Annotated in this window: 13 protein-coding genes and 1 pseudogene; 5 read left to right on the top strand and 9 right to left on the bottom strand. The window is 61.1% G+C overall.

The window, feature by feature from the left end:
• Positions 1–137: 137 nt before the first annotated feature.
• The 4 genes from RHM69_RS21945 to RHM69_RS21930 all read left to right on the top strand — a co-directional run bounded on the left by RHM69_RS21945 (position 138) and on the right by RHM69_RS21930 (position 4,059).
• The gene (locus RHM69_RS21945) at positions 138–2,300 is read left to right on the top strand and encodes an outer membrane assembly lipoprotein YfiO (RefSeq protein WP_200601098.1); all 2,163 of its coding nucleotides are present in this window, start codon (positions 138–140) and stop codon (positions 2,298–2,300) included.
• On the top strand, positions 2,297–3,001 hold the full coding sequence (locus RHM69_RS21940; RefSeq protein ID WP_200601096.1) for a DUF3142 domain-containing protein: 705 nt from the start codon (positions 2,297–2,299) through the stop codon (positions 2,999–3,001). Before RHM69_RS21945 ends, RHM69_RS21940 begins: the two co-directional genes overlap by 4 nt.
• Before the next feature lie 105 nt (positions 3,002–3,106).
• Positions 3,107–3,466 (top strand): helix-turn-helix domain-containing protein, encoded by a 360-nt coding sequence (locus RHM69_RS21935; protein ID WP_200601093.1) that lies wholly within the window; start codon positions 3,107–3,109, stop codon positions 3,464–3,466.
• 62 nt (positions 3,467–3,528) lie between these two features.
• Positions 3,529–4,059, top strand: coding sequence for a HipA domain-containing protein (locus RHM69_RS21930; RefSeq protein ID WP_230957581.1), 531 nt, complete (start codon positions 3,529–3,531; stop codon positions 4,057–4,059).
• A gap of 37 nt (positions 4,060–4,096) precedes the next feature.
• On the opposite strand, the gene RHM69_RS21925 is transcribed toward RHM69_RS21930, so the two are convergent.
• The 8 genes from RHM69_RS21925 to RHM69_RS21890 form a co-directional block, all read right to left on the bottom strand.
• Positions 4,097–5,539, bottom strand: coding sequence for an efflux transporter outer membrane subunit (locus tag RHM69_RS21925; protein ID WP_200601090.1), 1,443 nt, complete (start codon positions 5,537–5,539; stop codon positions 4,097–4,099).
• Positions 5,536–6,594, bottom strand: coding sequence for an HlyD family secretion protein (locus RHM69_RS21920; RefSeq protein ID WP_200601087.1), 1,059 nt, complete (start codon positions 6,592–6,594; stop codon positions 5,536–5,538). Before RHM69_RS21920 ends, RHM69_RS21925 begins: the two co-directional genes overlap by 4 nt.
• Before the next feature lie 15 nt (positions 6,595–6,609).
• Complete coding sequence (locus tag RHM69_RS21915; RefSeq protein WP_014716372.1) at positions 6,610–8,145, bottom strand: MFS transporter; 1,536 nt, start codon at positions 8,143–8,145, stop codon at positions 6,610–6,612.
• A 226-nt stretch (positions 8,146–8,371) separates the two neighbouring features.
• Complete coding sequence (locus RHM69_RS21910; RefSeq protein ID WP_003187445.1) at positions 8,372–9,292, bottom strand: LysR family transcriptional regulator; 921 nt, start codon at positions 9,290–9,292, stop codon at positions 8,372–8,374.
• 60 nt (positions 9,293–9,352) lie between these two features.
• On the bottom strand, positions 9,353–10,225 hold the full coding sequence (locus RHM69_RS21905; protein WP_102666627.1) for a TauD/TfdA dioxygenase family protein: 873 nt from the start codon (positions 10,223–10,225) through the stop codon (positions 9,353–9,355).
• Positions 10,226–10,440: 215 nt separating this feature from the next.
• Positions 10,441–11,805, bottom strand: coding sequence for an HlyD family type I secretion periplasmic adaptor subunit (locus tag RHM69_RS21900; RefSeq protein ID WP_014716369.1), 1,365 nt, complete (start codon positions 11,803–11,805; stop codon positions 10,441–10,443).
• On the bottom strand, positions 11,795–13,951 hold the full coding sequence (locus tag RHM69_RS21895) for a type I secretion system permease/ATPase (RefSeq protein ID WP_019819525.1): 2,157 nt from the start codon (positions 13,949–13,951) through the stop codon (positions 11,795–11,797). The genes RHM69_RS21900 and RHM69_RS21895 overlap by 11 nt, the downstream gene beginning before the upstream one ends.
• A gap of 40 nt (positions 13,952–13,991) precedes the next feature.
• Positions 13,992–15,347, bottom strand: coding sequence for a TolC family outer membrane protein (locus RHM69_RS21890; protein WP_032902111.1), 1,356 nt, complete (start codon positions 15,345–15,347; stop codon positions 13,992–13,994).
• 336 nt (positions 15,348–15,683) lie between these two features.
• On the opposite strand from RHM69_RS21890, the pseudogene RHM69_RS21885 reads away from it, so the two are divergent.
• Positions 15,684–17,468, top strand: a pseudogene (locus tag RHM69_RS21885) (retention module-containing protein); the annotation flags it as partial.
• A 7-nt stretch (positions 17,469–17,475) separates the two neighbouring features.
• Here the strand turns inward: RHM69_RS21885 and RHM69_RS21880 are convergent.
• Positions 17,476–18,438 carry an IS30-like element ISPpu17 family transposase gene (locus RHM69_RS21880; RefSeq protein ID WP_004577240.1) on the bottom strand — a complete coding sequence of 321 codons (963 nt, stop codon included), beginning with the start codon at positions 18,436–18,438 and terminating at the stop codon, positions 17,476–17,478.
• Between the last annotated feature and the right edge of the window lie 26 nt (positions 18,439–18,464).

Below are 18,464 nucleotides of genomic sequence, written 5' to 3'. Positions count from 1 at the left end.
CGCCACTCTAGGCCAAAAGCCCTGGCCTCGCCGCTGGAATCGGACAAATCAGCAATTTGTGTAGGCCTTCACCGAAGCACTCGTCGGATCAGGCTATTATTGCCCCTTCTCCAAGGACTCAGGATCAAGGAAACGTTATGCGCATCGGTTTGCTGTCACCTCTGGCCCTGGCCCTGTTGGCCGGTTTTTCCCTACCGGCCCAGGCCAGCTCTGACGACTCGTGTTACCCCGATTGGCGGGTATCGCGTGACAGCTACGAGCCGTGCAGCAACCAGCCGTTTCTCAGCCCTGGCAACGACAGCCGGGTGAACCTGCGCCTGTTGCTGGCCGACAAAAAAGCCGCGCCCCTGGCCCCCAATGCCTTAGGCGAAGACGATTTGGCGCAAGGCTTTGGCCCGGTGCCGTTTCCGGTGTACCGCCTGGTGCCGGTTCCGGCCACGAATGAGGAGCCTGACAACAAGGCTGACGATTCACGCACAGCCGAACTCGACACGCTGCTCCAGCCCCTGGGCATCAAGCGCGAGGAGTACAAGACCGCAGGCCAGGCCTTCCTGAATGGCGAAGGCAGCCGTTGCCGCAGCAATGACGATGACAGCGCCACGGCGTTTATCAGCCAGGTGATCAAGGCCCAGATGCCGCCCGCCGAGCGCGATGTGTTGGTAAAAACACGCCTGCAGCTGCTGACCACCTGTGACTGGAGCCGCCAGGTCGTGGACGCGCAGTTGACCCCCTCGGCCAACGCCCAGTTGTTTCGCACCTATTTGCAGGCCGCCGGCGACTTCTACAGCGGGCGTTTCGATTACGCCGAGCGCGGGTTCGCCGCCGCCGCCACCAGCGATGTGCCGTGGCTGAAGGAAACGGCGCTGTACATGACTGCGCGTACTTCACTGAATCAGGCCCAGGCCGAAGCCTTCGACGAATACGGCATGCCGCAACGCGAGCATGTGGATAAGTCGGCCTTGAGCGATGCCGAAGAAGGTTTTCTCAGTTACCTGAAACATTATCCACAGGGCGATTACGTTGCGTCGGCCCGTGGCCTGTTGCGCCGTGTGCACTGGCTGGCGAACGACGACGCCAGGCTTGCCGAAGACTTCACTTGGCAGTTCACCGAGGCCACTGAGGCCCAGCGCAATGTGAGCGTGGACGAACTGGTGGAAGAGGCCGACCTCAAGTTGCTGATGGTCGGCAATAAAGCGGCGAACAGCCCGATGCTGCAAGTGGTCAGCGACCTGATGGCGATGCGCGCCCACACCCCGCCGCTGTTGAGCCGTGAAGACCTGGATAAGCAAAAGAGCACCTTCGCCAGTGAGCCGGCGCTTTTTGACTTCCTGCAAGCCAGCTATGCCCTGTACGTCGAACACCAACCCGACGCGGCCTTGAAGCACCTGCCGGCGGATGTGCCGTCGAGCCTGGATTACTTCGCCTTCAGCCAACAGACCCTGCGCGCCCTGGCTCTGGAAGCCAAGCAGGACTGGAAGGCCGCCGAAGCCCTGTGGCTGCAACTGCTGCCGCTGGCCAAGCAACCGCTGCAACGTGACCAGCTCGAGCTGGCATTGGCCATGAACTACGAGCGCAGCGGCCAATTGGCCAAGGTGTTCGCCGCCGACTCACCGATCAGCGCCAAGCAAGTGCGCTACATCCTGCTGCGTAACGTCGCAGGCCCCGACCTGCTGCGCCAGCAGATCGCCAACGCAAGCGACCCGACCGAGCGTCAGAGCGCGCAATTCGTGCTCCTCTACAAAGACCTGCTGCGCGGCCAGTACGCCACCTTCGCCGATGACCTCAAGCAGGCCTCGCTCTCTGACGACAAACTCGGCACCAGCCTGGGCTACACCTATACCAGCGGCCAGACCTTGAAGCTGTTCCAATGGAACGGCGACAAGGCCGAATCCGGCTACGCCTGCCCAAGCATCGCGCAAATCGCGGCGACCTTGCAGAACGAGGCCAAAAACCCGCATGCGTTGAACTGCTTCGGTGAGTTCATCCTGCGCAACGGCCTGGACGGCATGCCGTTGGAACAACACCGCGCCGCCGGCAGCCTGGGCAGTACCGCCTCGGACTTCAAGGGTGAAACCTTCTCGCGCCTGGACGGCTACAAACAGGTGATCGCCAACGCCAAGGCGCCGAAAACCGACAAGGCTTATGCGCTGTTCCGCGCCATCAACTGCTACGCGCCGGCCGGCTACAACAGCTGCGGCGGCGAAGACGTGGCGCCGGCGGTGCGCAAAGCCTGGTTCCGCCAACTCAAGAGCGGTTTTGCCGATACCCAGTGGGGCAAATCGCTGCAGTACTACTGGTGAAGCCGCTGTGGCTGGGCTTGCTGTTGCTGGCAAGCCCGGCTTTTGGTGCCGTGGACGCCCGCGCCTATGACGCCTTCTGGCTGTGGAGTGGCGTCGAGCCTCAGCCGGTGATCAAGCAGGCAAAAACCTTGTACATCCTGCAAGGCCAGATCAACTCCACTCGTCGCGCCCCCCAGCGCGGCGTGCAATTGATCGCCCAGGGCATGAGCGTGCCGCGTATTACTCAAGGCCACGTCTGGGTGGTGTACCGCGCCCACACCTTGCGCTGGCCGGAACGGGTCTACACCCAGGTGCTGGGCCAGGTGCAACGCTGGCGTGACGCCGGCAACCCGGTGATCGGCATCCAGATCGACTTCGACGCCCGCACCCAATATCTGCACGAATACGCCGATTTTCTGCACGACCTGCGCCAGCGTCTGCCTGCCGACCTGCGGTTGAGCATCACCGGCCTGATGGACTGGAGCAGCAACGCCGACCCGGCCGCTATCGCCCAACTCAAGGGCGTGGTGGATGAAGTGGTGGTGCAGACGTATCAAGGGCGTCACAGCATCCCTGACTATGCCGCGTATTTGCCGCGGATGAATCGGCTGGGCGTGCCGTTCAAGATTGGCTTGATTCAGGGCGGGGAGTGGCAAGAGCCGGGGTATCTGGGGGCCGATGAGTGGTTTCGGGGGTATGTGGTGTTTTTGCAAAACCTTTGACTCTTCCAACCCTGCAAAAAGCCGGGCTCGAGCCGGCTTTTTGCAGGTGGCCTTAGAGGATTGGATGATATAAGTTACCTTTATTGCTTTAAAGGGTGATATATCATGCAAGAAACAGCGAAGCCCTACCCGCACAAAGGGTACATCTCAGAGAGAAGCGCTGAGCTGATGAGAGGTATCGGGAACGGTCTCGAAATAGCCCGCATTCGTCGCCGGTTGAAAATTTCCACCATATGCAGCCGCGCGGGCATTACGCGGCAGACGTATCAGCGGCTGAGGCAGGGCGAGGCCGGCGTATCCCTCGGCGTGCTGATGAATGTGCTTAGCGCAATGGACCTGGAAGAAGGTATGGCGAGCATTGCGTCACCAGAACTTGACCAGGTTGGGATTACCATGAGCCTCGCCCGTGAGCCTGAGCGCATTCGCACTGAAGGAGAACACGATGTCCTGGAAGCCGATTGGTAATGCCTTTGTTTTTTCAGCTCACTTAGTCGGTGACCCGGTCCCTGTTGGCGAAGTGGCCATGCATGGGAATGGATTCGTTTTTCGCTACGCCAACAGTTGGCTCGCGCGGCCCGACGCATTTGCGATTGACCCGCGTCGACGCGGTTGAAAGTGCCGTTTCCTATTACAGGATCGCAGACGTTTTGAAGAAGGTCAGCGACGATGCAACGTTTGATATGCGGGCGCTTTACAAGCGCATGGCCTTCAATGTGCTCATCGGCAATAGCGACGACCACCTGAAACAAACCGGGCTGCTGCTGACCAGCGCCTCGGGCTATTCCCTTGCGCCAGTATTTGACGTGTTGCCCCACCCGACTCAGCTAGGCTTGCAGGCACTTATCATCGGGAATGAGGGCAGGGTATCGTCGATCAGCAATTTGCTCAGTACCCCCGAGCGCTTTGGGTTGGGAATGGATGAAGCAAGATCCATCGTCACTGATATTTATGCTGTGGTGCGAGAAGCCTCCGGCTTTTTTGAGGCGGCAGGTTGTAGCGGTGCCGATGTGCGCATGCTTTCCAATGTGTGTACCCGGTTTGCAGCCGACCTCACTTAGGATCAAGGATCTCGGGCCGCAACAAAGCGCCCCCTCATTACTGAGCGACTTGCAACGGATACACCGACTCCCACCCTCCTCCCAACGCTTTGTACAGCCCGACCATGGCCAATGACACGCCGGTGGAGCTCTCCACCCACTGTTCCTGAGTCGCCAACAACGCACTCTGCACGGTGAGTACGTTGACGAAATCCGCCACGCCTTCGACGTACTGGTGTTGGGCGGTGGTCAGCGCAATTTGGTTCTGGCGCACGGCTTCCGCGAGGCTGTCGCGGCGCAGTTGGCTGGCGTTGTAGCGGGTCAGTTGGTCGTCGATTTCATGCCAGGCACGCAGCACGGTTTGCTGGTAGGCCAGGGCCGCTTCCTGTTGCTGGGCTTCGCGTAAATCCACCATGCCTTGCAGGCGCCCGCCGTTGAACAGCGGCAGGCTCAACTGCGGGCCGAAGGCAAAGGCACGGGAACCCCAGGAGCCGAAATCCGAGAGCTGCATGGCTTGGGAGCCGAGGCTGCCAGACAGGGTGATGCGCGGGTAGAAGTCGCCCTTGGCCACGCCGATGCTGGCAGTGGCAGCGTGCAGGCGGGCTTCGGCTTGGCGGATGTCGGGGCGACGCTCGGCGAGTTCCGATGGCAGGCCGATCGCGACCTGGCGTTGGGTTTGCGGCACGGGAGCGTCTTTGGACAACTGCGCGTGCAAGGCCTGAGGCGGCTCGCCCATCAGCAGGCTAAGGGCGTTGATCAATTGGTCCTGGCGCTGTTGTAAATCCGGCAGGCGCGCTTCGATAGCCGCGACCTGGGCGGCGGCTTCGGCCACATCCAGGTCGGTGGCCACGCCGTCGGCCAACCGCAATTGCGAGAGCTTGAGGCTGTGGCGCGCAACATCAAGGTTTTGCTCGGTGACGGCACGGGTGTTTTGGACGCCGCGCAGTTGGATATAGTCCTGGGCAGTCTCGGCCAGCACCGATAACAACACGGCGCGACGGTCGTTTTCGGCAACTTCCAGCGTGGCGTCGGCTGCTTCGGTTTCACGCTTGACCCGGCCCCAGAAATCCAGCTCCCAAGAGGCCGAGAAGCCCATGTCCCATTGGTTGAAGGCTGCGCGGCCATTCTCGCCGGAGGGGTCGCTCAAGCCTTTGCCACTGTTACGTTTGCGCTGGTAGCCGCCGCCCGCATCGACATTCGGGTAGCGCTCGGCGGTGGTTACCTGACGTACCGCGCGGCTCTGTTGCAGGCGGCTGCTGGCCAACTTCAGGTCGAGGTTATCGCTGAGGGCGCGGCGTGTCAGGGCTGAGAGCTGCGCGTCGTGGAACACGTCCCACCAGCGCTCCTGCAAGGGATCGCTGACGGCACGGCTGGCAGCTTGTCGGCCCTGAGGTTCGCTCCATTGATTGATCTGCGGGCTCTCGGGCCGCTGGAAGTCGGGACCGACCGTGCAGGCACTCAGGGTGATCAGGCTCAAGGTGAGCCAGGCAACGTGTTTCATTGCTGGGCCACCTCACGCTGCTGCTCGACGGGCCGGGTATCGACGCTGGCTTCTACCGACATGCCCACGCGCAGGCGCTCAGTCAATGGCTGGTTCGGCTCAAGCACGATCTTCACCGGAATACGCTGCACCACCTTGGTGAAGTTGCCGGTGGCGTTGTCGGGTTTGACCGAGGCGAAGGTCACTCCCGTGGCTGGCGCAAGGCTTTCCAGATGGCCTTTGAGCAGTTCGCCGTCAAGGCTGTCGACGCTGACTTGCACCGCTTGCCCCGCGTGCATATGCGACAGTTGGGTCTCTTGGAAATTGGCCACCACATAGGCTTCAGAAAGCGGCACGACCGCAAGGATCTTGCTGCCCGGTGTCACGTAGGCGCCGACCCGCACCGCACGCTCACCGACCATGCCATCCACCGGTGCGACAATGCGCGTGTAAGACAGCTGATAACTGGCCATTTCCAGCGCGGCCTGGGCGCGTTTGAGTCCACCTTCGGCGGCGTCACGCTGGGCGGTGAGGATTTCCACCTGCTTGCGTTCGGCGGCCAGCACGGCGGTGGATTTAGCCAGGCGCGCAGTAGCCTGGTCGATGCGCGTCTTGGCTTGCTGGGCGTTCTGCACGGTGCCCGCACCGACGCCGGCAAGGTGGTTGTAGCGGTTCAGTTCGTGTTCGGCAAAGGCCACTTCGGCGCGATCTGCTGCCACGGTGGCCTGGGCCTGGGCGATCACCGAGCTTTGGCGCTCCAGGGTCGCGCTGGCGTTTTTCAGCTGGGCCTGGGCGACCAGGGTGTCGGCATCGGCGGCCTGGGCGGCGGCGCGAAAATCGCGGTCGTCGATCAACGCCAGCAGTTGCCCGGCTTTGACACGCTGGTTGTCTTCCACCAGCACTTCCTTGATGAAGCCGGCAACGCGGGGAGCGACCAGGGTGAAATCCGCCGCGACGAAGGCGTCGTTGGTGGTCTGGTGCTTGCTGCCCAGTACGCCCGGCGCAACCAGGTAAACCAGCACACCGATGGCAAATACAGCAATAACGGAGACGGCAATTTTGTCTTTGCGTTTCATGGAGAGTCCTTGTGGTCAGGCCGGAGCGCGAGGCGGAAAAATCCGCGTGGGCATCCAGAAAATCAGCAGGATCAACGCCACCGCGACACCGGCCATGACGACGTAAAGATCCGAAGAGGTCAGCACCACGGTCTGCTCGTGCAAGCGGTGGGCGAGGCCCGGCGCGTCAGCGTCGGCAAGGGGCGAATTGCCCAGGCGGTCTACTAACATGGTTGAATGGAAATGCCCGCGCTGGGTGGTCAATGTATCCAGCACCGCAGTGGCGATCACAGCGGCCAGGCCCTTGACGGTGTTGAACCAGGCCGAGGCAAACGGCCCTTCGATGGGTTGGATACTGCCGGTGGACAGCATCAGCAGCGGCAGCACGGCCATGGGCTGACCGAAAATCTGCAGCAGGTACCAGCCATAAAAATCGTCACGAATCCACGCCGAGGTCAGGTGGGAACTGCCGAGGCAGCACAGCACCAACATGCTCAGGCCAATGCCCAGCACCCAGCGGCAATCGACCCAGCGCAGGTTGCACAGCGCCGCCACCAGCGGCAGCGCGATCAACTGCGGCAACGCCATCAGCAGCATCACCGGTGCGGTCTGCAGCGGCCGGTAGCCCTGAACCTGAGCGAGGAAACTGGACGGGATGATGATCACCGAGGTCAGCACCATCAGCACGCCGGCCAGCACGATCAAGGCAAACGCCAGGTTGCGCAGGCCGAGCATCTGCAAGTTGAAGAAGGGCAGTGGCTGTGACCATTCGTTGAGCATGAACAGCGCCAGCAACACTGTGCCGCCACACAGCAGGAAGGTAATCAGGCCCGACTCGAACCAGTCCAGGCGATTGCCTTGCAACAGGCCGATCACCAGCATGCAAATCGCCGGGAAGCCCAACAGCAAACCACGCCAGTTGAACTGCTTGAAGCGCTCCAGGCGCAGTGGGTCTTGTGGCAAACCGTAGGCCACGGCCGCCATGGCCAGCAGGCACGGCGCGACGATCTGCCAGAACGCCCACTGCCAGCCGACGTATTCGGTCCACAACGCCGCCAGCGGCGTGCCCAGGCTGGGGCCGAAGGTGGCGGTCAGTGCGTAACCGGCCAAGCCATACAGCTTGACGTTGGCCGGCAGGAAACGCAGTGCCACGGTCATCAGCATCGGCGGCAGCGCGCCACCGGCCAGACCTTGCACGGTACGCAGCAGCAGCAGGCTTTCGTAGTTGGGTGCGAACGGGCAGAGGATGCCCAGCACGGTGAACAAGCCGATGGCGCACAGCGTGAAACGGCGCAGGGAAAACGTCACCGAACACCACGGCGCAAACGCCATGGCTGCCACGGAAGTGGCGGTGTAGGCGGCGACCAGCCAGGTGCCTTCATCAAAGCCGATGTATAGCGCACCACGGATATCGGCGAGGGCGACCTTGGTGACCATTTCGTTGAGACCGGAGACCAGTACCGCCAGCAATACGCCGAGCAAGCCGATGATGATGCGCGGGCCGAATACGGGTGGGCTCAGAGCCGTAGGTTTGGCTGCGGCCTGGAGGACGGGGGCAGCGAGGGACGTCATGAACAGGTAACTCGGAATAAGAAATACCCGAGCAGTTTAATCAGGCACTCTCATGACAAAAAGTTACTTGTTAGCAGGTTATAAGTGCGTCAGACGCAACTTTGAACATCAACACTGAACCCTGTGGGAGCTGGCTTGCCTGCGATTGCGGCCTGACAGATGAAAATGTGTTGTCTGACGCGCCGCTATCGCAGGCAAGCCAGCTCCCACATTGATTGCGTTCGCTTTATACCGGCTGGGCTTCTAGCCAGGTGGCATGACAGCTCTCGCGCATGGTTTCGCGCAGCCACTTATGGGCCGGGTCTTTGTCGAAGCGTGGGTGCCAGGATTGGGCCAGAACCAGGGTTTGCAGTGGAATCGGCAAGGCAAATGCGCGCAGTGGCAGGTTCAGACGCTTGGCGCTCAGGAGGGCTTCCTTGGGGACCGGCAGCAGCAGGTCGGAATCGGGCAGCATGAACATCGCACCGTGAAAGCCTGGGGCGATCATGGCCACCCGGCGCTCCAGGCCCTGAGCATTCAACGCAGTATCGATGGGCCCACGGGCGATGCCGCGCCGGGAGATGCTGATGTGGGAGTAGCTGGCAAAGCGTGCCGCCGTGATTTCTTCGTCGAACAACGGGTGGTCTTGCCGCGCCAGACCGACAAAGGTGGTAGAGAACAGGTTCTGCACCTTCACTTCCGGGCTGGCCGGCATGGTGTTGCTCACCCGCAAGTCCAACCGCCCTTCGCGCAGGGCTTCATCGTCAGTGTCGCCTTCGGGCACAAAGCGCAGCTCACACAACGGCGCCACACGCTCCATGGTGTCGAACAGTCGCCCGCCATACACGCCGATGAAAAAGTCATTGGCACGCACGCTGAAACGACGGCGCAAGGTGCTCAAATCGACTTGGTCCGCCGAACGGAACAACAACGCAGCCTGCTCCACCACATTGCGCACCTGGCCTTGCAGCTCAAGCGCCTTGGGCGTCGGCACCAGGCCACGGCCGGCACGTACCAGGATCGGGTCACCGACCGCTTCGCGAATACGCGTGAGGGTGCGGCTCATGGCGGCCGGGCTGAGGTTCATCCGCCGCGCGGCGCCCACCACGCTGCCCTCGTCGAGCAACGCGTCGAGGGCGACCAGCAGGTTCATGTCCGGTAGTTGCATGCCAAGCACTCGTGGTTCGTTGGGAGTGAACTGGGCGCAATCCTAGCAGGCTTTATCGGGTTAGAAAGGCGCGTCACCCTGAATGGTGGTGCGGAACAATTTGCGCCGCAGGTGGCTTGGGCACCCGGCGGCCAGGTGGATCAGCGAGCGGTTGTCCCAGAACACCAGGTCGTGGGGCTGCCACTGGTGGCGGTAGATGTTTTCCGGCAGCACGCTATGGGCGTAGAGCTGGGCCAGCAGGTCACGGCTTTCATCATCGGGCAGGCCGACGATACGGGTGGTGAAGCCCTCGCTGACGAACAGCGCCTTGCGGCCGTTTTCCGGGTGGGTGCGCACCACCGGATGCACCACTTCGGCAACCTGGGCGAGCTGTTCCGGGGTGAGGGTTGGGCGCCAGTTGCCTTCGAATTTGGTTTCGCTGTAGCGCGCCGTGTAGGAATGCGCGGCGCTGCGGCCTTCGACGGCGTTGCGCAGGTGACCTGGCAAGTGCTCCCAGGCTTTGTGCATATCGGCGAACAGGGTGTCGCCGCCTTCAGATGGCAGTTCCTGGGCATGCAGCATCGAACCCAGGCTGGGCAGTTCTTTGTATGACAGGTCCGAATGCCAGAACTTGCCTGCATCCCCCAGGCCGATGGATTGGCCATTCTCGATGATATTGGAGACGATCAGGATCTCGGGGTGGTTGGCCAACAGGAACTGTTTGAGCACATGGATCTGCAACACGCCGAAACGGCGGCTGAAGGCGATCTGTTGTTCGGGAGTGATGCGTTGGTCGCGGAACACGATGACGTGATGGTCCAAGTGTGCGCGATGGATGCGGGCAAAGTCCTGCTCGTTGACTGGACGGGATAAGTCCAGGCCGATGATCTCGGCGCCGACACTGCCGGGGAACGGGTGGATGTCGAAGGTTTGGAGGGCGGTGGTGGCAGACATTTGATTCATTCCCGGCGGACAGGGGAGTGAATTTATAGGCATAAGGATGGAAGCTTAAATACCGTTAACGCATATGGATATGGCGTTTGGTTTGAGTTGTAGAGTGATGCTGACGGCCTCATCGGGGGCAAGCCCCCTCCCACATTTTGATTTGTGAACCCATTCAAATGTGGGAGCTGGCTTGCCTGCGATGAGGTCGGTACAGGCGCTGAAGATCAACGCTCGTGCAACGCCTCGGCCCGCGCCTTGATGATCGGCTTGAGCAGGTAGCTGAGGATGCTTTTCTTGCCGGTGATGATATCCACCGAAGCAACCATGCCGGGGATGATCAGTAGCGGCTTCTCATCGGTGCCCAAGTGGCTGCGGTCGGTGCGCAGAGTGATCATGTAGTAGGTGGTCTTCTTGTCTTCATCAGTGATGGTGTCGGCGCCGATGCGTTCGAGCTTGGCCTTCAGGCCACCGTAGACCGTGTAGTCGTAAGCGGTGAACTTGACCACCGCTTCCTGCCCTGGGTGCAGGAAGGCGATGTCTTGCGGGCGGATCTTGGCTTCTACCAGCAGGGTGTCGTCCAGCGGCACGATTTCGACCATGTCGCTGCCCGGCTGGATCACACCGCCAACGGTGTTGACCAGCAACTGCTTGACGATCCCGCGCACGGGCGAGGTGACCAGGGTGCGGCTGACCCGGTCTTCCAGCGCGCGGCCGGTGGACTCGGCCTTGTTCAGTTCTGTACGGGCTTCGTTGAGTTGGGTCAGGGCTTCGCTGCGGAATTTGCCGCGGGTTTCATCGATCTTGCGTTGCACTTCCTTGATCGCCGATTCAGCACGCGGGATCGCCAGGGTGGTAGCGTCCAACTGTCCGCGGGTTTCCATTTCGGCGCGCTTGAGGCGCAGCACTTCTACCGGCGACACCGCGCCCTGGGCCACCAGCGGCTCGGACATGTTGATTTCCTGGCGTTGCAGGGACAACTGGCTGCGGTATTGGCCCTGCTTGGAAGTGAACTCGCGCAGTTCCTGTTGGCGCTGTACCAGTTGTTCCTGCAAACCGCCCACTTCATCCTTCAACTGTTGACGGCGGCTTTCATACAAGGAGCGCTCGTTGGCGGCCTGGCTCGGCGCGGCCTTTAACACCTCGTCAGGGATGTTCAGCGGACGGTCATCCACCTGCGCGCTCAAACGCTCGACGCGCAGTTGCATGGCCAGGCGCAGGGCTTCGGTTTCCCCGGCGTTGGAGACAAACCGCGTGTCGTCGAGACGAATCAACGGCGCGCCGGCCTCTACGATCTGGCCTTCCTTGACGTACAACTCGGCGACGATACCGCCTTCCAGGTTCTGGATTTTCTGCAACTTGGACGACGGAATCGCCTTGCCGTCGCCACGGGTCACTTCGTCTATCTGGGAGAAACCGGCCCACACCACCAGGAATACAAAGAACGCGATGATCGCCCAGATGGTCAGGCGGATGACCCGTGGCGCATCTTCGATCAGCGCCTTGTTGACCTCGGGCAGCGGCTGGCCCTGCAGCGAATCGGAGCCTTTGAAGTAGCGGCCGACCGCACTCTTGATGGAGTTAAGCAACACTGATCTGCCCCTTCTTCAACGCTTCCATGACCACGGCTTTCGGGCCGTCCGCGAGAATCTGCCCACGGTCGACCACCAGCAGGCGGTCGACCAGGGAGAGCAGTGAGGCTCGGTGCGTGACCAGCACTACGGTCTTGTTTTGCACCACGGCTTGCAGGCGTTGCTTCAAGCGTTCTTCACCGGTGTTGTCCATGGCGCTGGTGGGTTCATCCAGCAGCAGCATGGGCGGGTTGAGCAGCAGAGCACGGGCCAGGGCAACGTTCTGGCGCTGCCCACCGGACAGGTTCTGCCCACGCTCGCCGACTTGCAGTTCGTAGCCTTGGGGATGCAGGCGGGCAAATTCGTGCACGCCGGCCAGTTCGGCAGCTTGCAAAACCATTTCATCCTCGACGTAGCGCGCACCGCTGACCAGGTTGTCGCGCAGGGTGCCGGCCAGCAATTGAATATCTTGGGCGACATAGCCGATGTTGTGGCGCAGCTCGCTCACGTCGATCTGGCGCACGTCCACGCCGTCCACCAGCAAGGAGCCGGAGTCGGGTTGGTAAAGGCCGACGATCAACTTGGCCAGGGAGCTTTTGCCCGAGCCGCTGCGGCCGATGATGCCGATTTTCTCCCCTGGCTTGATCACCAGGTTGATGTTCTTCAGCGCCAGGTTCTGCTGGTTCGGGTAAGTGAAGTTCAGGCCCCGGCACTCGATGGCGCCTTGCAGGGTGCGACGGCTCATGGGGCGCTCTTCGAAGTTGCGCTCCTGGGGCAGCTCCATCATCTGGTCCACCGAGGTCATGGTGACCTTGGCTTGCTGGTAGCGCGTCAGCAGGCCCGACAGCGAGGCCAACGGGCTCAAGGCGCGGCCACTGAGCATGTAGCAGGCAATCAGGCCGCCCATGCTGAGGTTGCCGTCGATGATCTGGTACACGCCGAACACGATCATGATCACGCCGGCCAGTTGCTGGATCAGCAGGGTCATGTTCATCGACAGGCCCGACAGCAACTTCACCCGCAGCTCAAGCCGGCTAAGGGTGCCGATGGTCTGCTCCCAGCCATACTGGCGCTCGCTTTCGGCATTGTTGACCTTGACCGCATCGAGCCCGGCGAGGGTTTCGATCAGGCTCGACTGGCGCTCGGCGGCCAGCGCCATCGTGCGTTCCATGGTCGCGACCAGGGGCTTCTGCAAGGCGTAGCCGATGCCCAGGGCGAGCGGGAACGCCAACACTGGAATCCACACCAGGTGCCCGCCGAGAATGGCGATGACCAGGAAGATCAGCAGCGTAAACGGCAGGTCGATCAGGCTGGTGAGGGTCAGCGACGCGAGGAAGTCGCGCAGGCTTTGAAACTCGTGGATGTTCTGCGCGAAGCTGCCGACCCGCGCCGGGCGGTATTTCATGGACATGCCGACGATGCGCTCGAACAGCGTGGCCGAGATGATCAGGTCGGTTTTTTTACCGGCCAGGTCCAGGCACAGGCTGCGCAGGCTCTTGAGGATCAGGTCGAACAGGTAGGCACCACAGATACCCACGGCCAGCACCCACAGGGTGGCGGTGGCCTGGTTCGGCACGACGCGGTCGTACACGTTCATCACGAACAGCGGCGCGGCCATGGCGATGATGTTGATCAGGAAGCTGGCGGCGATGGCGTCGGTGTAGAGCCAGCGTGAACGCATGAGGGTGTCACGGAACCACGAGCGTGCCCGCGGAATCAGGCTGCCGTGGTTGACGTCGAACTTGTGCTGCGGCTGTGCAAAGAAGACTTTGCCGATGTAGTCGTCGGCCAGTGCTTCGCGCTTGATCAGCACTTCACCGCCGTCGCTTTCGCTGAGCAGGATCCGCGCTTGATCTTCGCCCTCCCAGCCCACCAGCACGGTACTGCGACCGTCCTTGAGCAACAGCAGCGCCGGCAGTGCAATGGTCGGGATCTGTTCCAGCTTGCGTTGCAGCAGCCGGCCTTGCAACCCGGCCCGCGCAGCGGCACGCGATAGCAACTCGGCACTCAACCGTTGCGAAGGCAGCGGCAGGCCGGTGGTGAGCATGGCCGCACTGGCCGGTTTTTGATGCAGGGCGCAGAGCGCCAACAACCCGTCGAGTAACGGGTCGTCGTGCAGTGCGCGTGGATCATGACTGAGATGAACTCGACTGACTTCAGGTTCCACGCGGGCACTCTCGACTAACAGATGGGGCTATTGGGGTGGCTCAATTCATCCCAGGCAGTTGGACTTTAGGTTTCACGTCGTTCTGCACGACGGAGGCCATTGGTGCAACCACTCCCTGGCTCTTGAGCAATTCGCCCATGGTCGCCTTGATTCGGTACTGAGTAAATAACTGAATGTTCTTGATTTCTTCCAGGCGGCGGGAAGCGGTGAACAATTCATTTTCGCTGTCGAGCAAATCCAACAGGGTACGTTGACCAAGGCTGAACTGTTGCTGGTAGGACGTACGTACGCGAGTGCTGTGATCCACGTACTGCTGGGCAACCGGCAATTGCGCGTTGGCGTTGTTCAGGGCGTTCCAAGCCAAGCCTAGCTCTTCATTGAGTTGGCGCAAGGCGTTGTTGCGAATGTCCAACGCCTGGTTGGCCTGGTAGGACTTCGATTGCAGGTCGGCCTTGTTGCTGCCACCGGCGAACAGGTTGAAGCGCATGCGCACCATGGCTTCCCAGCCATTGCTGTGGTTGGGGTCACCGGAGACGTTGTTGTCGGCGTTGGTGCCCAGCTCAGCGTCAAAGCGTGGGTAGAAGGTGGATTTGGCGGCGTCGTACTGCTTCTCGGCGGCAGAGATATCCGACTCGGCCGAACGCAGTACCGGGCTGTTGTCGAGCATCTGGCGACGGGCTTCATTCAGGTCTGCCGGCAGCATGGCCATGAACGGGGCCGGACGCTCGAGTTCGTCGGGCATCTGGCCGACGGCGCTGAGGTAGTTGACCTGCGCATCGGCCAGGTTGGTCTGCTCGGTGATCAAGTTGTTACGGGCCTGGGCCAGGCGGGCTTCAGCCTGGTCCTGGTCGGCACCGTTGCCGACGCCGCGCTCGGTGCGCAACTTGATCTGGTCGTAGATGCGCTCGTGGTTGCGCAGGTTGACTTCGGCCAAGCGTACGAACTCACGGCGGGTCAATACTTCCAGGTAAACCTGGGCAACGGTCAGCGCAGTGCGCTCGGAAGTCCCCAGCAAGGAGTAAGCGCGGGAATTAACGTTGGCTTGTTGACGCCCGACTTCGCTGGAGGTAGCAAAACCGTCAAAAATCATTTGCTGCAGGCGCAGGCTGGATTCGCCGCGATTGAGCGTGTCCCAGTGATTGCCGCCAGGGTTGTTGGCGCGGGTGGTGGCGTTGTCGGTTCCTTGGCGGCCGTATCCGGCGTTCAGATCGACACGCGGCAGGTAGCCACCTTGTGCGGCGCGCAATTGGTAATCGGCGGCGATGCGGCTGTTAACACCCGCCTGGATTTCCGGGTGTACATCCAATGCCTGTTGCATGGCTTGGGGCAGTGTCTGGGCTTGTACGAAACTGGCGGCGAGAGCGAACGGTATTGCCTTGAACAGGTGCAGACGCATTTAAAATTTCCCCAAGACTTCTTGTCTTAAATCACAGCGATTAGCACCGCTGCGTCGGATAATGGCTACCGTAATGACCGTACGTCGGAAAGTTCGAAAAGCGGAACTGCTTCACACATGTAGGACGGTTCGCCGCATAAATATCAATGTGACATTACTAGGGCGATTGTTTAGGATGACGCCCATAAGGTCAATAGTTTGGCACAAACTAGATAGCTAAAAAATCCAGCCAAATATTTGACGTCAATGCATTTATAGACTACGCCCCCAGATTGGCAGCGCTAATAGCGCGCTGCGAAATGGATTTGTCGAAACGGATCGCCGGAGAAAATTTTAATGAGCAGTGTTGTTGCCACCGTCAAAAGCATTGTTGGTCAAGTTTTCGTAATTTCTCCGGAAGGTGCCCGTCGCGTCCTTGTAGAAGGTGATCGTCTGTTTGCCGGCGACCAGATCGACACCGGTCTGTCGGGCGCCGTGAGCCTGGAACTGGCCGACGGTCGCATCCTGGACCTGGGCCGGGACACCCAGTGGAGCGCCGATATGCCGGACTCCACCGCCGACCTGGCAGCGGCCAGCGAGCAAGCCGCACCCTCGGTGGCCGAGCTGCAACAAGCCATCGCCGCCGGCGCCGACCCGACCACCGACCTGGAAGCCACTGCCGCCGGCGCAAACGCTGCCGGTAATGGTGCTGCCGGGGGCGGCCACAGCTTCGTGGTGCTGGACGCGACCGCCGGCCGTGTAGACCCGACCATCGGCTTCCCCACCGCACCCATCGGCCAAGGCACTTCGGCACTCAACGCCCTGAGCGGAGCACCAGGCTCGGCAGACTCGGGTAACCAAGTGCTGCAGCCTTCGACTTTAACCCTGAGCGCGACGCCGACCATCACCGAAGCGGGCGGCGTGCTGACCTACACCGCTACCGTGACCCGGCCATCCACCAGTGACCTGACCGTCACCTTGACCAATGGCGCGGTGATTACTATCCCGTCGGGCCAGTTGACCGGCACCGTCAATGTGCCCTTGGCCCCCAATGACAGCCCGTACATCGACCCGGGCCAGATCAGCGTCGGCGTTACCGGTACCACCGGCGGCGGCAACCTGGTATTGACCATCGACCCTAACCCGGCCGTGACGCAGATCACCGACACCATCGACACCACCACGGTCACCCTGACCGCTGGTTCGACCGTGACCGAAGGCGGCCAGATCACCTACACCGCCACCCTGACCAATCCAGCGCAGACCCCGGTGAACGTCACCTTGAGCAATGGCTCGGTGATCACCATCAAGGCTGGTGAGTCGACAGGCACTGTTGTCGTTGATACGCCGGCTAACGATGTCTACAACAACGGTTCGACGATCAGCACCACGATCACGGGCGCAACGGGCGGTAACTTCGAGAATCTGGTACCGAATACCACGCCTGCGGTCACCACCATTACCGATTCGATCGACACCACCACGGTCACTCTGACCGCAGGTTCGACCGTGACCGAAGGCGGCCAGATCACCTACACCGCCACCTTGACCAACCCGGCGCAGACCCCGGTGAACGTCACCTTGAGCAATGGCTCGGTGATCACCATCAAGGCCGGTGAGTCGACGGGTAGCGTTGTGGTTGATACGCCAGCTAACGACGTCTACAACAATGGCTCTACCGTCAGCACCACGATCACCGGTACAACGGGCGGTAACTTCGAGAATCTGGTACCGAATACCACGCCTGCGGTCACGACCATTACCGATTCGATCGATGCCACCACGGTCACCCTGACCGCAGGTTCGACCGTGACTGAAGGCGGCCAGATCACCTATACCGCCACGCTGACCAACCCGGCGCAAACGCCGGTGAACGTCACCTTGAGCAATGGCTCGGTGATCACCATCAAGGCCGGCGAATCGACAGGCAGCGTTGTCGTTGATACGCCGGCTAATGACGTCTACGTCAACGGCAGCACCGTCAGTACGACGATTACGAGTACGACTGGCGGCAATTTCGAGAGCCTGGTGCCGAGCACCACGCCAGCGATTACCACCATTACCGATTCGATCGACACCACCACTGTGACGCTGACAGCGCCAATCGAGGCGAACGAAGGTGGGCAGGTTACGTATACCGCCCCTGAATTCAACACATAAGTGCAACGCTCACCCCTGTATGCACTTCGTACGGCGTCTTCCAGCCCAAGCGCTTGCGCGGGCGTAGATTGATCCTCGCTACTGTCCGATTGACGGCTTCGACGGTCAGCTTGCTGAAGTCGCTGCCCTTGGGGAAATACTGGCGGAGCAGACCGTTGGTGTTTTCATTGGTGCCACGTTGCCAGGATGAATAGGGGTCTGCAAAAAAGACCTGGCACTGGCTCCGTAGCGCGATGCGTTCATGCCCGGCAAACTCCCTTCCGTTATCCAGCGTCAGCGTGTGAGCGGCATGGCCCTGAAGCATCAGATTGATCGCCCGCGTTACCTGCCGGCGCGTTCTGCGCTTGACCGGATAGGCGCTCAGATAGCCGCTTTTGCGATCAACCAGGGTCACCAGGTTACCGCCCAGTCCATGTACCGTATCGCCCTCCCAGTCCCCCAGGCGCTCGCGGCTTTCGACCTCGGCTGGGCGTTCACTGATTGACACGCGATTACGCAGCTGCCCGCGCCGATCGTGGCTTCCATAGCGTTTCCGGTAGCGCTTTCGGCGATGTCGCAGATAGGTATAAAGCTCACCACCGGCGCGCTGTTCGGCGGCAATGAACCGATAAATCCACTCATGGCTGACCGCCCGGCTTGGCTGCTCCTGCTTCAACCGCTGGGCGATCTGCTCCGGACTCATGCCATGCTTGAGCCACACCGGGAGATGATGGCTGAGCCATGTCGCCGGCTTGCAAAACTTGCGCGCACCCGCTCGACGAGCATCACTTTCATGGGCCGCAGAAACAGCCTTGTAGATATTCTGGGTGCTGTTGCGGCGAACCTCGCGACTGATCGTCGAGGGATGCACGCCGACCCGCTTTGCAATGCTCGCCTGGCTCTCTGCGGCGCTCAAGCCAGCCTCAATCTGGTAACGTTGTCCCTGAGTCAGCTGCCGGTAATGCGTAGTCATCTGCGCTTGAATCCTTCGGTGTGAGA

Origin of the sequence: Pseudomonas sp. CCI1.1, from assembly GCF_034348165.1 — a bacterium.
Taxonomy (GTDB): Bacteria; Pseudomonadota; Gammaproteobacteria; order Pseudomonadales; family Pseudomonadaceae; genus Aquipseudomonas; species Aquipseudomonas paracarnis.
The sequence above is the reverse complement of the archived record's forward strand: the minus strand, read 5'-3'. Positions and strand labels throughout refer to the sequence as shown.

What these genes read in the sequence shown, in the direction of transcription:
- RHM69_RS21930 (WP_230957581.1), top strand. Translation starts at nt 3,529, where the DNA reads ATGGGAATGGATTCGTTTTTCGCTACGCCAACAGTTGGCTCGCGCGGC.
- RHM69_RS21890 (WP_032902111.1), bottom strand. Translation starts at nt 15,347, where the DNA reads ATGCGTCTGCACCTGTTCAAGGCAATACCGTTCGCTCTCGCCGCCAGT.
- RHM69_RS21910 (WP_003187445.1), bottom strand. Translation starts at nt 9,292, where the DNA reads ATGCAACTACCGGACATGAACCTGCTGGTCGCCCTCGACGCGTTGCTC.
- RHM69_RS21905 (WP_102666627.1), bottom strand. Translation starts at nt 10,225, where the DNA reads ATGTCTGCCACCACCGCCCTCCAAACCTTCGACATCCACCCGTTCCCC.
- RHM69_RS21935 (WP_200601093.1), top strand. Translation starts at nt 3,107, where the DNA reads ATGCAAGAAACAGCGAAGCCCTACCCGCACAAAGGGTACATCTCAGAG.
- RHM69_RS21920 (WP_200601087.1), bottom strand. Translation starts at nt 6,594, where the DNA reads ATGAAACGCAAAGACAAAATTGCCGTCTCCGTTATTGCTGTATTTGCC.
- RHM69_RS21915 (WP_014716372.1), bottom strand. Translation starts at nt 8,145, where the DNA reads ATGACGTCCCTCGCTGCCCCCGTCCTCCAGGCCGCAGCCAAACCTACG.
- RHM69_RS21925 (WP_200601090.1), bottom strand. Translation starts at nt 5,539, where the DNA reads ATGAAACACGTTGCCTGGCTCACCTTGAGCCTGATCACCCTGAGTGCC.
- RHM69_RS21945 (WP_200601098.1), top strand. Translation starts at nt 138, where the DNA reads ATGCGCATCGGTTTGCTGTCACCTCTGGCCCTGGCCCTGTTGGCCGGT.
- RHM69_RS21880 (WP_004577240.1), bottom strand. Translation starts at nt 18,438, where the DNA reads ATGACTACGCATTACCGGCAGCTGACTCAGGGACAACGTTACCAGATT.